The organism is Streptomyces sp. NPDC050842 (genome assembly GCF_044456565.1).
In the GTDB taxonomy this organism is placed as follows: Bacteria; Actinomycetota; Actinomycetes; order Streptomycetales; family Streptomycetaceae; genus Streptomyces.
The window spans coordinates 50,958-66,095 of the sequence record NZ_JBITGA010000004.1; the positions used below are offsets into that span (position 1 = coordinate 50,958).

Consider the following 15,138-nt stretch of genomic DNA (forward strand, 5'->3'; position numbering starts at 1 on the left):
CCCCTGCGCCCTGTGGCGATGCCTGTCCCGCACACGAAACCCCTCCACCCGGTGGGGTGGAGGGGTTTCGTGTGAAGGTCCCGCCGGCTAGCCCGCGACGGCGACGAACGGCTCGCCGCTGGCGACCCCGTCCTTCTCCATCTGCTCGGCGATCTTGAGCGCCTCTTCGATGAGGGTCTCGACGATCTTCGACTCGGGGACGGTCTTGATGACCTCGCCCTTCACGAAGATCTGTCCCTTGCCGTTGCCGGAGGCGACGCCGAGGTCGGCCTCGCGGGCCTCGCCCGGGCCGTTGACGACGCAGCCCATGACGGCGACGCGCAGCGGGACGGTCATGCCGTCGAGGCCGGCGGTGACCTCCTCCGCGAGCTTGTAGACGTCGACCTGGGCGCGGCCGCAGGACGGGCAGGAGACGATCTCCAGGCGGCGCTGGCGCAGGTTCAGCGACTCCAGGATCTGGATGCCGACCTTGATCTCCTCGACCGGCGGCGCGGAGAGCGAGACGCGGATGGTGTCGCCGATGCCCTGGGCGAGGAGCGCGCCGAAGGCGACGGCCGACTTGATGGTGCCCTGGAAGGCCGGGCCCGCCTCGGTGACGCCGAGGTGCAGCGGGTAGTCGGACTGGGCGGCGAGCTGGCGGTAGGCCTCGACCATGACCACCGGGTCGTTGTGCTTGACCGAGATCTTGATGTCGCGGAAGCCGTGCTCCTCGAAGAGGCCGGCCTCCCAGAGGGCGGACTCGACGAGCGCCTCGGGAGTGGCCTTGCCGTACTTCTTCAGGAGCCGCGCGTCGAGCGAACCGGCGTTGACGCCGATACGGATCGGGGTACCGGCGTCGCCGGCCGCCTTGGCGATCTCCTTGACCTTGTCGTCGAACTGCTTGATGTTGCCCGGGTTGACGCGGACGGCCGCGCAGCCCGCGTCGATCGCGGCGAAGACGTACTTCGGCTGGAAGTGGATGTCGGCGATGACCGGGATCGACGACTTCCGGGCGATCGTGGCGAGCGCGTCGGCGTCGTCCTGCGTCGGGCAGGCCACGCGCACGATCTGGCAGCCGGAGGCGGTCAGCTCGGCGATCTGCTGGAGCGTGGCGCCGATGTCGGAGGTGCGGGTCGTCGTCATCGACTGCACGGAGACGGGGGCGTCACCGCCGACGGCCACGCTGCCGACCTGGATCTGGCGGCTCTTGCGCCGCTCGGCGAGCCGGGTCGGGACGGTCGGGATACCGAGAGAAATCGCGGTCATCTTTTGTGCAACCTCAAGGTTGTGCGTCGGCGGGCTCAGGTCTCCGAGGTTACCGCCCCGGGGGCGGGGGCCCGACACCAGCGGGTCGGGCCCCCAGGGACGGGCGCTACGTCAGTCTCACCGGGTTGACGATGTCGGCGGCGAGGACGAGCAGCGTGAAACAGACGAAGACACCGGCCACCACGTACGCGGCGGGCATCAGTTTGGCCACGTCGAACGGGCCCGGGTCGGGTCGCTTGAAGATCCGGGCCGTGTGGCGGCGTACGGACTCCCACAGCGCGCCCGCGATGTGGCCGCCGTCGAGCGGCAGCAGCGGAAGCATGTTGAACAGGAACAACGAGACGTTGAAGAACACCAGGAGGTTCATGAACATCACGAGGATCGTCGTCGGCGGCGCCTCGACGTTCATGAGTTCACCGGTGAGCCGCGCGGCGCCGACGACGCCGACCGGGGAGTCCTTGGCGCGCTCTCCGTCGCCGAAGGTGGCGTCCCAGAGGCCGGGGATCTTGCCGGGGAGGGCGATGACCGACTCGACGCCGTTCTCCAGGAGGTCGGACATCCGTTCGGTGGTCTCGCCGAAGCTGAGGGCGGCGACCTCGGTCTTCGAGGCGAAGCCGAGGTAACCGGCGTCGATGTACTGGAGCGGCTGGACGACCTGACCGTCCTCGTCCTTCTTCGGCACCTTGTTGGAGACGAGCGTCGGGTGCAGGTCGACGCGCTGCCCGTCCCGCTCGACGGTGATCGTCGCCGCGCCGATGGTGTCGCGGATGCGGTCCGAGAGCGTGTCCCAGTCCCCCACCGGCGCGCCGTTGAAGGCGACGATCTGGTCGCCCTCCTTCAGGCCCGCCCGGAAGGCCGGGGAGACGGGGTCACTGGCAGCGCACTTCTCGCGGTTCTCGCTCTGCTTGATGACGCACTTCTGGACGCCGGCGACCTTGGTCGTCTGGCCCTCGATGCCCAGCGTCATCATCGAGCCGAAGAACAGCGCCGCCGCCAGGACCAGGTTCATGAACGGTCCGGCGAACATCACGATCACGCGCTTCCAGGGCTTGCGCGTGTAGAAGAGCCGGGACTCGTCGCCGGGCTTCAGCTCCTCGTAGGAGGCCTCGCGGGCGTCCTCGATCATCGAGCGCCAGGGCGAGGTGGAGCGGGCCTCGATCTTGCCGTCCTCGCCCGGCGGGAACATCCCGATCATGCGGATGTAGCCGCCGGCGGGGATGGCCTTGATGCCGTACTCGGTCTCGCCGCGCTTCTTCGACCAGATCGTGGGGCCGAAGCCGACCATGTACTGGGGCACGCGGATGCCGAAGAGCTTGGCGGTGGAGAGGTGGCCCAGCTCGTGCCACGCGATGGAGACGAGGAGGCCGAGGGCGAACAGCACGATGCCCAGCGTGTACAAGAGCACTTCGGTCATGCGCGCGCCTCCGCCGTTGCCTTCGCCGCCAGCTCACGGGCCCGGGCCCGTGCCCAGGTCTCCGCTTCGAGGACGTCCGGGACGGTGAGGGAGGTTCCCGTACCGGGAACGCCGTGCTCCGCGACGACCGCTGTGACCGTATCCATGATGCCGTTGAACGGCAGCCGCCCGGCGAGAAACGCCTCGACGCACTCCTCGTTCGCCGCGTTGAAGACGGCGGGGGCCGTGCCGCCCAGTTCGCCGACGTGCCGGGCGAGGCCGACCGACGGGAAGGCCTCCGTGTCGAGCGGGAAGAACTCCCAGGTGGAGGCCTTGGTCCAGTCGAAGGCCGGGGCCGCGTCCGGGACGCGCTCGGGCCAGCCGATGCCGATGGCGATGGGGCCGCGCATGTCGGGCGGGGTCGCCTGCGCGAGCGTGGAGCCGTCCGTGAACTCCACCATCGAGTGGACGTACGACTGGGGGTGCACGACGACCTCGATGCGGTCGAAGGGGATGTCGTACAGCAGGTGCGCCTCGATGACCTCCAGGCCCTTGTTCACCAGGGTGGCGCTGTTCACCGTGATCACCGGGCCCATGGCCCAGGTCGGGTGGGCCAGCGCGTCCTCGCGGGTGACGTCGGCCAGCTGCTCGCGCGTACGGCCGCGGAAGGGGCCGCCGGAGGCCGTGACGACCAGCTTGCGGACGTCGGCGCGGGTGCCGGCGGCGAGCGCCTGGAAGAGGGCCGCGTGCTCGGAGTCGACCGGGATGATCTGCCCCGGCTTCGCGAGCGCCTTGACCAGCGGGCCGCCGACGATCAGCGACTCCTTGTTGGCGAGGGCGAGCGTGCGGCCGGCTTCGAGGGCGGCGAGCGTGGGCGCGAGGCCGATGGAGCCGGTGATGCCGTTGAGCACGGTGTGGCACGGGGAGGCGGCCAGCTGGGTGGCCGCGTCCGGCCCGGCCAGGAGCTCCGGCAGCGGCTCGGAGCCGTACAGCGCCTTCAGCGCCTCGCGCAGCGCGGGCAGCACCTCCTCACGGGCGACCGCGACCGCGGCGACCTTCAGCCGGTGCGCCTGCTCCGCGAGCAGGGCGACCCGGCCGCCGGAGGCGGCCAGGGCGGTGACCCGGAAGCGGTCGGGGTTGCGCAGCACCAGGTCGATGGCCTGGGTGCCGATGGACCCGGTCGAGCCGAGGACGACGATGTCCCGGCGTCCTTCGGACACGTCGAAGGCGATATGGGGATCGGCGAGAGGAGAGGGGCGGTCGCTCATGCCCCCCATTCTTGCCGCAAACGCTGTGCGGACTTCACGGGGTGTGGACAAACGCGTCGAAGACCCGGTGGAAGTCGGGGAACGTCTTCTTCACACAGCCGGGGTCGTCGAAGGTGATCCCGGGGGTGCGCAGGGCGGTGACGGCGAAGGACATGACGATCCGGTGGTCGCCGTGGGTGGCGATCTCGACGGGTCCGGCGGGGGTGCCGGGGTGGATCTCGATCCAGTCGGGGCCGGTGCGGACGGTGATGCCGAGGCGGCGCAGGTTCTCGGCGCAGGCGTCGAGGCGGTCGCACTCCTTGACCCGGGTGTTGGCGACGTCCTCGATGCGGACGGGGCCGTCGGCGAAGGGCGCGATCGCGGCGAGGGTCGGCATGGTGTCGGAGATGTCCCGCATGTTGACGGTGAGTCCGCGCAGGGTGCCGGTGGAGCGGACGGTCGTGCCGGTGCCGGTGATCTCGACGTCGGCGCCCATGCGGCGCAGGACGTCGACGAAGGCCAGGTCGCCCTGGAGGGCGCCGGTGCCGAGGCCGGGGACGGTGACGGAGCGGCCCGGTTCGAGGGCGGCCGCGGCGAAGAAGTAGCTGGCCGTGGAGGCGTCGGGCTCGATGCCGTACGTCCTCGCCCGGTAGCCGGTGGGGGCGACCCGGTACGTACGGCCGTCCTGGGCGATCTCGGCCCCGAAGGCGCGCATCATCGCGAGGGTGATCTCGACGTACGGCTCCGAGACCAGGTCGGTGACGGTGATGTCGAGGCCCTCGGCGGTGAGCGGGCCCAGCATGAGCAGGGCCGTCAGGTACTGGGAGGACTGCCCGGCGTCGAGGGTGAGCGCGCCGCCCTTCACACCGTGGGCGTGGACGGCGAGCGGGTGGTGGCCCTCCTTCTCCAGGTGCCGCAGATCGACACCGAGAGTACGCAGAGCCGTCGACAAGGGTCCGAGAGGACGGCCTCGCATCTGGGCCGAGGCGTCGAAGCGGTACGTGCCGCGGCCCGCGGCGACGAGGGTGGGCAGGAAGCGGGCGGTGGTGGCGCCGTCGCGGCAGTAGACCTCGGCCGTGTCCGCGCCGGGGCCGTCGGGACGGCCCTCGATGTGCCAGGCACCGGGCTCGCGGCGGACCTCGTAGCCGAGGGCGGCGAGGCCTTCGGCGAAGCCCTCGGTGTCGTCGGAGACGAGCGGCCCGAGGAGGGTGGTGGTGCCCTCCGCGGCGGCGGCGAGGAAGAGCGCGCGGGCGGTGACGGACTTGGAGCCGGGGATGTCGATGACGGTCACGGGCGTCATCCTGCCGTGTGGGCGGGGCGGGCGGCCCCGCGTTCCGCATGGCGGAACGGGGGCGGTCACCGGGCGGTCGGCGGGCGGGCGCCTCAGGGGATCCTGCGGTGGACGTTCTCCTCCGTCGACGGCCCCGGGGTGGCGTCCGCGATCCACGGGCCGTCGTCGCCGGGGTCGACGATGCCGGCCTCCAGCCAGGTGTACCGGCCGTCGAGGACGCCCTCGACGATCCGCCGGTCGAGGTCGTCGGTGTTGGACCAGAGGCGGCCGAAGAGTTCCTCGGTCCGCAGCCGGGACTGGCGGCAGAAGGTGTCCGCGAGCTCGTGCGCCTCCCGGCCGTGGTCGCCGGTGGTGCGGAGGAGTTCGGCCCGTACGCAGGCGGCGCTCATCGCGAAGAGTTCGGCGCCGATGTCGACGATCCGCCCGAGGAAGGCCTGCTTGAGCTCCATGCGGCCCTGCCAGCGGGACATCGCGTAGAACGTCGAGCGGGCGAGCTTGCGGGAGGTCCGCTCGACGTACCGGAGGTGACCGGCGAGGTCGCGGAACTCCCCGTACGCACCGGGCAGTTGCCCCGCGCCGGCGATGAGTCCCGGCAGCCAGCGGGCGTAGAAGCCGCCGGCCCGGGCGCCGGCCCGCGCCTTGTCGGCGAGCGACGCGTCGGGGTCGATGAGGTCGCCGGCGACGGAGAGGTGGGCGTCGACGGCCTCGCGGGCGATCAGCAGGTGCATGATCTCGGTCGAGCCCTCGAAGATCCGGTTGATGCGCAGGTCACGCAGGACCTGCTCGGCGGGGACGGCGCGCTCGCCGCGGGCGGCGAGGGAGTCGGCGGTCTCGTAGCCGCGGCCGCCGCGGATCTGGACCAGTTCGTCGGCGATCAGCCAGGCCATCTCGGAGGCGTACAGCTTGGCGAGGGCGGCCTCGATGCGGATGTCGTTGCGGTCCTCGTCGGCCAGCTGCGAGGCGAGGTCGACGACGGCCTCCAGGGCGAAGGTGGTGGCCGCGATGAAGGAGATCTTGGTGCCGACGGCCTCGTGGCGGGCGACGGGCCCGCCCCACTGCTCGCGGACCCCGGACCATTCGCGGGCGATCTTCAGGCACCACTTGCCGGCGCCCGCGCACGCGGCGGGGAGCGAGAGGCGGCCGGTGTTGAGGGTGGTGAGGGCGATCTTGAGACCGCTGCCCTCGGGGCCGATGCGGTTGCCGGCCGGGACGCGGACGCGGTGGAAGCGGGTGAGGCCGTTCTCCAGGCCGCGCAGGCCCATGAAGGCGTTGCGGTGCTCGACGGTGATGCCGGGCGAGTCGGCCTCGACGACGAAGGCGGTGATGCCGCCGCGGTGCCCCTCGGAGGCGGGCACGCGGGCCATGACGACCAGCAGGTCGGCGACGACGCCATTGGTGGTCCACAGCTTCACCCCGTCGAGGACGTACGTGTCGTCCTCCGGCACGGCGGTGGTGGCGAGGCGGGCCGGGTCGGAGCCGACGTCGGGCTCGGTGAGAAGGAAGGCGGAGAGGTCCGTACGGGCGAGGCGGGGCAGGAAGGCGTCCTTCTGGGCCTGCGTGCCGAAGAGTTTCAGCGGCTGCGGTACGCCGATCGACTGGTGCGCGGAGAGCAGGGCGCCGACGGCGGGGCTCGCGGAGCCGACGAGGGCCAGGGCGCGGTTGTAGTACAGCTGGGTGAGGCCGAGACCGCCGTACGCCGGGTCGATCTTCATCCCGAGCGCGCCGATCTCCTTGAGTCCGGTGATCGTCTCGTCGGGAATGCGGGCCTCGCGCTCGATGCGGGCGCCGTCGATCCGGGTCTCGCAGAACGTCCGGAGGGTCGCGAGGAAGGCCTCCCCGCGCCGGACGTCCTCGTCGGCGGGGAGCGGGTGGGGGTGGATGAGGTCCAGGCGGAACCGGCCGAGGAAGAGTTCCTTGGCGAAGCTCGGCTTGTGCCAGTCCTGCTCGCGGGCGGCCTCGGCGGTCTGCCGGGCTTCGTGTGCCGTGACCTTGGGCCGCTGGGTGGGGGCGGACATGGACACCTCCTCGGGCTGTCTGTCCGTCGTACCCGATTTCCGCGGGTTCGGAAAGACGAGCGGGAGCGATCGCGCGTCGCGCGAGTGCCGCGTCCTCCTGGCGAGACGACCGGGCGGCCGGGACGTGACGCCGCGTAGGGTCCCCGGCATGTCGCAGCCGATCAAGCTCATCGTCCACATCGCCACCCTGCCCGGCAGGGGCGCGGAACAGGTCGCCGCCTTCGCGGCGCTCGCCCCGCTCGTACGGGCGGAGGAAGGCTGTCTGCGGTACGACCTCCACCGGGTGGCCGACGACCCCGACCGCTTCGTCCTGATCGAGCGCTGGGCCTCGGCCGAGGCGCTCGCCGCGCACGACGTCGCCCCGCACATGGCGGCGGCGGACGCGGCGAACAAGGCCTTCCGTGCGCAGCCCGCCGAGGTCGTCCGCCTCGTCGACGCGCCCGTGGCATGACGAGAGCGGCATGACGAAAGACGGCCCGAGCCCCCGCACAGTGGGCTCGGGCCGCCTGGCCTCGTGATGTACGGCCTACAGGGCTGTACGGCTCAGAGCGCGAGGCCCGTCAGGACCAGGACGCGCTCGTACGTGTAGTCGTCCATCGCGAACTTGACGCCCTCGCGGCCGACGCCGGAGCGCTTGGCGCCGCCGTACGGCATCTGGTCGGCGCGGTAGGAGGGGACGTCGCCGACGATCACACCGCCGACCTCGAGCGCGCGGTGGGCGCGGAAGGCGGTCTGCAGGTCGCGGGTGAAGACGCCCGCCTGCAGGCCGAAGTCGGAGTCGTTGACCGCGGCGAAGGCCTCGGCCTCGCCGTCGACCTTGGCGATCGTGAGGACCGGGCCGAAGACCTCGGCGCGGGCCAGGGTGGCGTCGGCCGGGATGTCGGTGAGGACGGTCGGGGCGTAGGTGGCGCCCTCGCGCTTGCCGCCGGTGAGGAGCTTGGCGCCCGCGGCGACGGCCTCGTCGACCCAGGACTCGACGCGCTGCGCGGCGGCCTCGTCGACCAGCGGGCCGACGTCGGTGGCGGCGTCGGACGGGTCACCGGTGACCTGGGCCTCGACGGCGGCGACGATCTTCGGCACCAGGCGGTCGTAGACCGAGGCGTCGGCGATCACGCGCTGCACGGAGATGCAGGACTGGCCGCCCTGGTAGTTGGAGAAGGTGGCGATACGGCTCGCCGCCCAGTCCAGGTCGGCCTCGGAGGACCAGTCGGGCAGGACGACGGCCGCGGCGTTGCCGCCGAGCTCCAGGGTGCAGTGCTTGTGCGGCACCGACTCCTGGATGGCGTAGCCGACCTTGTCCGAGCCGGTGAAGGAGATGACCGGGAGGCGCTCGTCCTTGACGAGGGCGGGCATGCGGTCGTTCGGCACGGTCAGGATCGACCAGGAGCCGGCCGGCAGCTCGGTCTCGGCCAGGATCTCGCCCAGGATCAGGGAGGAGATCGGGGTCGACGGAGCCGGCTTGAGGATGATCGGGGCGCCGACGGCGATGGCCGGGGCGACCTTGTGGGCGCTGAGGTTCAGCGGGAAGTTGAACGGCGCGATGCCGAGGACGACGCCCTTGGGGATACGGCGGGTGAGGGCGAGGCGGCCCGCGCCGCCGGCCTCGGTGTCCAGGCGCTGGGCCTCGCCGGCGTTCCAGCGGCGGGCCTCCTCGGCGGCGAAACGGAAGACGGAGACGGCGCGGCCGACCTCGCCGCGGGCCCACTTGATGGGCTTGCCGTTCTCGGCGGAGATCAGGAGGGCGATCTCCTCGGTGCGCTCGGCGAGCCGCTTCGACACGTGGTCGAGGGCGGCGGCGCGGACGTGCGCCGGGGTCGCGGCGAACTCGTCGACGACGGCGTGCGCGGCGGCGACGGCCTCCTCGACCTGGGCCTCGGTGGGCACGCTGACCTTGCCGACCAGACGTCCGTCGAAGGAGTTCGTGACGTCGAAGGTGGCCTCGCCGGTGGCCTCGCGGCCGGCGAGCCAGAAGGCGTGGGTGGTCGTCATTGCGTCCCGGCCCTTTCCGTTTCGGTGGTGCGAGCGATCGCTCTCCTCACACGGTAGGGCCGGGGCGGCGGGCGCGGGCTTGTCCGCTATGGAGTAGTGGGGTGAAGGCTCTGTCCGGTTCGGCCGAAGAACTCTCCCGCCCCGTCCTCATCCGAGCCCGCCCTCCCCCGGCCCCTTCCTCGCCCCGGCCCGCCTCACCTGCGTCGTTCGGTCGAGACGATCAGCCAGACGCCGGCCACGACGATCGCGCCGCCGAGGAGGAGCGGCCAGGTGAGCGTCTCGTTCAGGACGAGGGCGCCGAGGGCGACGGCGACCACGGGATTGACGTACGCGTAGGTGGCGACCAGGGAGATCGGGGCGGCCTGGAGGAGCCAGGCGTACGCGGTGAAGGCGATCAGCGAGCCGAAGACGACCAGATAGGCGAGGGCGACCCACGAGCGGGTGGAGACCTCGGAGACGTCGAAGCCGTGCTGCTCGCCGCGGATCAGGCCGACGGCGAGGCCCGCGAGACCGCCGGCGATCATCTCGTACGCGCTGGCGGTGAAGGGGTTGGCCGGCATCGGCAGGCGCGAGGAGGAGAAGGAGCCCACGGACCAGCAGAGGGTCGCGGCGACGACGAGGAGGACGCCGCCGATCCGCACGTCGCCGCTGAGTCCGGGGAGGGTCAGGACGGCGAGGCCGGCCAGGCCGAGGAGCACGCCGGCGGTGCCGCCGAGGGTCGGCCGGTCGCCGGAGACGGCCTTGAGGACGACGACCCAGGCGGGGACGACGGCGATGAGGAGCGCGGCGAGGCCGGACGGGATGGAGGTCTCGGCGAGGACGACGAGGCCATTGCCGCCGAGGATGAGGAGCAGGCCGACGAGGACGGCCGAGGCGAGCTGCCGGCGGGTCACCTTGAGGGCGGCGGGGCCCTGCCGCCAGGCGATGATCCCGGTCAGGAGCAGTCCGGCGGTGACGAAGCGGGCGCCGCCGGAGAGGAAGGGCGGCACGGTCTCCACGACGATCCGGATGCCGAGGTAGGTCGAGCCCCAGACGACGTACACGATGCCGAGCGCGGCCCATACGGCGCCGGTGATCCGGCGGGCCCGGGCGGTGGCGGTGGTCGTGGGCTTGGTCGTGGTCGTGGTCGTGGTCGTACGGGGTTCGGGGGTGGTGGTCTGCTGCACCTCGGGGGCCGGATCGACGGCGGGGCTTGTCATGTACGGGAGAGTAAGGAGTCCGGGAGGTGAAGGCCAAGAAATTTGCCCGCCTTCGGGCAGGGAAACCGGAATCCGGACGACTGAAGCGGGGTAAGGGGCCCCTCGGTACGAGGGTGACAGGATGGCCCCGACCGCGACAGCGAATGAGCGCATGGGGGAAGAACATGATCCTGATGGTCCTGATCGGCGTCCTGGTGCTCGCCGTCGGAGGGTGCGTCTGCGTGGTGTGGGCGTCGCGGGGCGGCCCGCGCTGGGTCCGCGCGGTGGCCACGGCGACCCTGCTCGGCGGCGAGGTGGTCCGCGACCAGCAGCGGCGGAGCCGTAAGCAGCAGGGCGACAGCGGCGCCATCGGCGAGTAGCGGGGGCGTACGGGGGCACCGCCCTCAGGACTCAGGACTCAGGGCGTGTCCTCGCCCGTCGCCTTCAGCGCGAGCCACAGCTCCATCCGGACGTCCGCGTCGTCCAGCGAGCGGCCCAGGATCTCCTCCACGCGCCGCATCCGGTAGCGCAGGGTGTGCCGGTGGACGCCCAGATCCGCCGCCGCCGCGTCCCACTGGCCGTGCCGGGAGAGCCACGCGCGCAGCGAGGCGACCAGGTCGCCGCGGCCCGTCGCGTCGTGCTCTCGCAGCGCGCGGAGCATGCCGTCGGCGAAGGCGCGGACGGCGTCGTCGGCGAGGAGCGGCAGCACCGAACCGGCGGCCAGCTCCTCGTGCTCGACGAGCGCGCGGCCCCGCCGCCGGGCGACGGCGAGCGCCTGCTCCGCCTGCTTGTACGCGGCTGCCGCGGCGACCGGACCGGCCGGGGCCGAGAGCCCGACGACGACCCCGGCCTCCTCCGCCTCCCGCTCCGTGTACCCGTGGCACTCGGCTACGACGGCGCCCCCGTCCCCGGCGAGGACGACGAGCCGCCCCTCGCTCTCCGGGACCGTGAGCACCGCCTCGCCGGCCCGGGCCGCGGCCGTCTCCAGGGTCTCGGCGAGGGCAGGCAGCGGGGCCTCCCCGGCCGGCTCGCCCCCGGCGGGCTCGGCGACGATCAGCCGGAAGGGGGCGTCGAGCAGCCCGCCGTACACGTCCCCCGCGACCGCGCGGGCGTGGTCCGGCTGCCCCGAGAGCAGCATCCGCAGGACGGCCGCGCCGAGCCGGTGCTCCGCGGCCTGAAGCGAGCGTGAACGTTCCGTCGTGAGGGTGAGCAGGGCGATCGCCGAGTGCACCGCGTACCGCTCGGCCGTCCCGAGGGGCGCGCCCGTGCCGACCGCGAGCGCGCCCCGCACGCGCCGCCCGGTCCCGAGCGACTGGAGCTCGACGCGGTCGTCCGTACCGCCCACCACGGCGCTCGCGGGAGCGGGCCGGTCGCGCAGCCGTTCCACGTCGGGGGTGAGCCGGGCGGCCCGGCGGGCGGCCCACTCGGGCGAGACGGCGACGACCGTGCCGGAGGTGTCGTACAGCGCGGCCCAGCCGTCGACGTGCGCGGCGAGCCGGGCGACAACGGCTTCCGGGCCTTCGGCGAGCGCGGCGCGGGTCAGTTCGCGCTGGGCCTCGAAGCCCGCCGTGACGGCGCGGTACTGGTCGGCGGAGATGGCCGCCGAGACCGCCTTGCTGATCGCCAGGAACGGGGTCCTGCGCGGCACCTCCAGGAGCGGCAGGTGCTCCTCGCGCGCCGCTTCGAGGAGGGCCGCCGGGATCGCCTCGTAGTTGACGCCGACGGCGAACCCGAGCCCGACGACACCCGCGCCGAGCAGCCGCCGCACGTACCGGCGCATCGCCTCCAGGTCCTCCGCGTCCAGCGTGAGCGCGGTGGTGAGCAGGAGCTCGCCGCCCTCCATGTACGGGACCGGGTCGGCCAGCTCGCTGACGTGGGCCCAGCGGACGGGGGTGCCGAGGCGGTCCTCACCCGCGCGGACGACCAGCTTGAGGGCGGAGTGCTGCACGAGCGAGGCGAGGGTGGGCGGCATTGGGGACCGTCGGACCTTTGGGCGAGGGGGCGCCGCTCAGCCGAGCGGCGCCCCCGATTGTGCCAGGGCGTATACGGCCCCGCTCAGCCGCGGAGCTCGACGAGGAGCGGTGGGGTGTGTTCGCCGCGCACATGGGTGAGGGAGAGGACGGCGTGCCCGGGGGGCACGGCATGAGCGAGATCGGACGCGGACCACCGCTGCCGCTCCACTTCCCGGACGGTGACGGCCTCGGTGGTCACGGCCTTGCCCGTCACCAGCTTGCGCAGGGCGTGGAACGCCCGGGTCATCGGCTGGTCGGCGAAGACCGTGTGGTGGGCCACCTCGGTCGTCTCCACCCGTTCGGTACCCCACGCCTCGGCGAAGGCGCGGCCGTCCCAGGTGGGGAGCCCGGCGAAGGCCATCCGGCAGCCGACTCCGGCGAGGAGCGGCCCGTGCAGCGCCTCGGGCACCTCCGCGAGGGTGCGGAGGGCCAGGACGACGCCCGCGTTCTGCGGGCGCAGCCGCTGGAGGGCCCGCACGGTCCCCGGCGTGAGCGCGCCCGCCGCGTCGTCGAGCACCAGGCAGGCGAAGTGCCCGCTCCCGGCACGGTCCCGGGTCACCTGCTGGAACTGGGCGAGCAGCAGCCGGTTGAGCAGGCGCGCGGCTTCCTCGTGGCCGCCTTCCGGCAGGATGACCCGCACGCGCATCGGGTGCTGGGCGACGGCCCGGAGGGAGAACGGCCGCACGTCGCGGCCGCCGCCGAAGAACTCCGCGAAGACGGGCCGGTCGAGGGCGGTGAGCCGGTCGGCGAGCACGGGGCCCACGTCGGTCGCGGTGCCGACCTGACGCATCCGGGACTCCAGCTCACGGCGCATCGCCTGCGCTCCGTCGGCCGGCAGCAGGTCGAGCAGCGCGCCCAGGACCTCGGGGCGGGCTTCGAGCAGTTCCCGCAGGACCGGGACGGTCGGGAAGCGCCCGTACGCGGCCCGGTAGGGGCCGATGAGCTGGGCGAGCACCGTGGCGGCCCGCCGGGTCTCCACGCCTTCCATGTCGCCGACGAGCCCTTCGGCGAGGAAGCCGGCGGCCTCGTCCGGGTCGGTGGCCCCCGCGTACAGGTCCAGGTCGTACCGGGAAGAGGGGTCTCCGACGCGGACCACGACGTCGTACGCCTCGTCGGGGCCGAGCGGCGCCCCGGCAGCGCCGACGGCGACGACGGCGACGGCTCCGGTGAGCGCCTGGAGGGTGAGCGACTCGACGACGGGCGCGACGAGTGAGCGGGTCTTGCCCGCGCCGGAGGGGCCCACGGCGAGGAGGGAGGTGCCGAGGAGCCCGGGATCGAGCGCGAGACCGGCGCCGTGGTAGGCGCGCGGGGTGCGCTCGGCAGCCGCCCAGCGGCCCACCCGGACCTGCCCCAGGAGCAGGTCGTGGCGAGCCGAGCGGCTAGGCAGGTCACGGTCGCCCGACGGGTGCGCGTCCGCCGCGGCGCCCTGCCGGAGGAGGGCGTCGAGGAGGGCGGTGCGGCGTTTGGCGTCCTGGTCGGTGTTCCGCCAGCCGCGGCGGACCCGTGCGCAGTCGACGTCGTTCATCCGCCCGGTGACCAGTTCGCCGGCGAGCAGGTCGGCGACGCGGTGCTGGCCCGCGCCCCTGAGCTCGGGCCATTGGGAGCGGGGGATTTCGGGGCGGGCCGGGACGGTGGGAGCCGGGGCTCCGCCGGGGGCGGACCGGGCGCGCCATTGGCGGAAGAGGCTCGGCCACTCGCCGACGCGGGCGAACGGCCAGACGACCGCGACCGTGATCAGCGCGCGCATGGGGTAGACGAAGAACGGTGACTTGGGGACGTCCCAGCCGCCCGTGACCAGGGCGGCGAGGCAGGCGACCGGGTCGACGAGGGGCAGCGGGGGCCACCCGAGGCCGAGGTTCTCGGAGAAGACGAACCCCAGGACGATCAGGGCCCCGGTCCCCGCGAGCGCGGCGCGTACGGGCGGGAGGCACCGGCCCAGATAGTGGCGGGTGACCTTGCCCCAGGAGCCGAGGGCGCCGATGCCCCACACGAGCGCGAGGAAGAGGGCGCCGTCGAAGACGCTGTGCGCCGCGACGCCCTCCCAGTCCTTCGGTGAGGTGGTGAGGGGATACCACCAGTCGTTCGGGGTGAGGGTCCGCAGCAGGACGTCCGCGTACGGGAGGGTGTTGTTCCGCCAGGCCGACCAGACGACCAGCCCGATGGCCACGGGGATCAGCATCCCGACGAAGGTGACCGGTGCGAGCCGCGCGGGCACCTCGGGCGGCGGCACGTGCCGGAAACGCCAGATGCCGAGTCCGGCCTTGGGGCGCGGGGCGTCGAGCCACTCGACGACGGGCGAGGAGCCCGGCACTCCCGTGGCCCCGGGAGCCCGGGACGGCGAGGGCGGGACGCTCGGCGGGGCCGGGACGTTGCCGGGGCCCGCCGTCGGGGCGGGGTCCGGCGGCGCGGCCGGATACGCGGGGGCGGCGGGGCGAACCTCGTAGGCCGGGGGTGTCGGGGGGACCTGCGGGGGCGTCCGGGCGGCCTGCGGGGCCGTCGAGGGCACCTGGTGGGCCGGAACACCCGTCGGCGGTCCCGCCGGGCGAGGTACCGCGCCTCCCCTGGTGTCGCGTGACTCGTACGTGCCGTCGGTCTCCATGTACCCCTGCCCCCTGACCTGCCGGGTCGCCGCGTCTGTGCCCTCGTCAATCTAGTGGGCCGGGAGCGCCCCGGAGGGGTTTCGCCCACCCGTACGGGCGATCGCCGCCGAGTGGCGGAAACGGTCACCCTTGGAGGTGGAAACGGAGCCGCCATGTCCATCCCGGACA

The 15,138-nt window shown here is 73.2% G+C and carries 11 protein-coding genes; 2 read left to right on the top strand and 9 right to left on the bottom strand.

The features are described from left to right. Positions 1–87: 87 nt before the first annotated feature. The 5 genes from ispG to ACIBG6_RS13370 form a co-directional block, all read right to left on the bottom strand. Positions 88–1,245: a flavodoxin-dependent (E)-4-hydroxy-3-methylbut-2-enyl-diphosphate synthase gene (gene ispG / locus ACIBG6_RS13350; protein WP_399222739.1), complete on the bottom strand. Its 1,158-nt coding sequence runs from the start codon at positions 1,243–1,245 to the stop codon at positions 88–90. 106 nt (positions 1,246–1,351) lie between these two features. Continuing rightward, positions 1,352–2,659, bottom strand: a complete 1,308-nt coding sequence (locus tag ACIBG6_RS13355) for a M50 family metallopeptidase (protein ID WP_399222740.1) — start codon at positions 2,657–2,659, stop codon at positions 1,352–1,354. After that, on the bottom strand, positions 2,656–3,906 hold the full coding sequence (dxr, locus tag ACIBG6_RS13360) for a 1-deoxy-D-xylulose-5-phosphate reductoisomerase (protein WP_399222741.1): 1,251 nt from the start codon (positions 3,904–3,906) through the stop codon (positions 2,656–2,658). Before dxr ends, ACIBG6_RS13355 begins: the two co-directional genes overlap by 4 nt. A 34-nt stretch (positions 3,907–3,940) precedes the next feature. After that, positions 3,941–5,176, bottom strand: a complete 1,236-nt coding sequence (gene aroA / locus ACIBG6_RS13365) for a 3-phosphoshikimate 1-carboxyvinyltransferase (RefSeq protein WP_399222742.1) — start codon at positions 5,174–5,176, stop codon at positions 3,941–3,943. 92 nt (positions 5,177–5,268) lie between these two features. Continuing rightward, positions 5,269–7,191, bottom strand: coding sequence for an acyl-CoA dehydrogenase family protein (locus tag ACIBG6_RS13370; protein ID WP_399222743.1), 1,923 nt, complete (start codon positions 7,189–7,191; stop codon positions 5,269–5,271). Between the two features lie 148 nt (positions 7,192–7,339). Between ACIBG6_RS13370 and ACIBG6_RS13375 the strand changes: the two genes are divergently transcribed. Then, positions 7,340–7,642 carry a putative quinol monooxygenase gene (locus tag ACIBG6_RS13375; protein WP_399222744.1) on the top strand — a complete coding sequence of 101 codons (303 nt, stop codon included), beginning with the start codon at positions 7,340–7,342 and terminating at the stop codon, positions 7,640–7,642. 92 nt (positions 7,643–7,734) lie between these two features. Here the strand turns inward: ACIBG6_RS13375 and ACIBG6_RS13380 are convergent, their stop codons facing one another. Together ACIBG6_RS13380 and ACIBG6_RS13385 are read right to left on the bottom strand one after the other, a co-directional pair. After that, positions 7,735–9,180, bottom strand: a complete 1,446-nt coding sequence (locus ACIBG6_RS13380; RefSeq protein WP_399222745.1) for an aldehyde dehydrogenase family protein — start codon at positions 9,178–9,180, stop codon at positions 7,735–7,737. 194 nt (positions 9,181–9,374) lie between these two features. Next, positions 9,375–10,379 carry an EamA family transporter gene (locus ACIBG6_RS13385; RefSeq protein WP_399222746.1) on the bottom strand — a complete coding sequence of 335 codons (1,005 nt, stop codon included), beginning with the start codon at positions 10,377–10,379 and terminating at the stop codon, positions 9,375–9,377. Between the two features lie 164 nt (positions 10,380–10,543). Between ACIBG6_RS13385 and ACIBG6_RS13390 the strand changes: the two genes are divergently transcribed. After that, positions 10,544–10,738 carry a hypothetical protein gene (locus tag ACIBG6_RS13390; protein ID WP_399222747.1) on the top strand — a complete coding sequence of 65 codons (195 nt, stop codon included), beginning with the start codon at positions 10,544–10,546 and terminating at the stop codon, positions 10,736–10,738. A gap of 38 nt (positions 10,739–10,776) precedes the next feature. Here the strand turns inward: ACIBG6_RS13390 and ACIBG6_RS13395 are convergent, their stop codons facing one another. After that, entirely contained in the window at positions 10,777–12,330 is a 1,554-nt protein-coding gene (locus ACIBG6_RS13395; RefSeq protein WP_399222748.1) for a PucR family transcriptional regulator, read from the bottom strand. An 83-nt stretch (positions 12,331–12,413) separates the two neighbouring features. Then, positions 12,414–14,969, bottom strand: a complete 2,556-nt coding sequence (locus ACIBG6_RS13400; protein ID WP_399222749.1) for an ATP/GTP-binding protein — start codon at positions 14,967–14,969, stop codon at positions 12,414–12,416. Between the last annotated feature and the right edge of the window lie 169 nt (positions 14,970–15,138).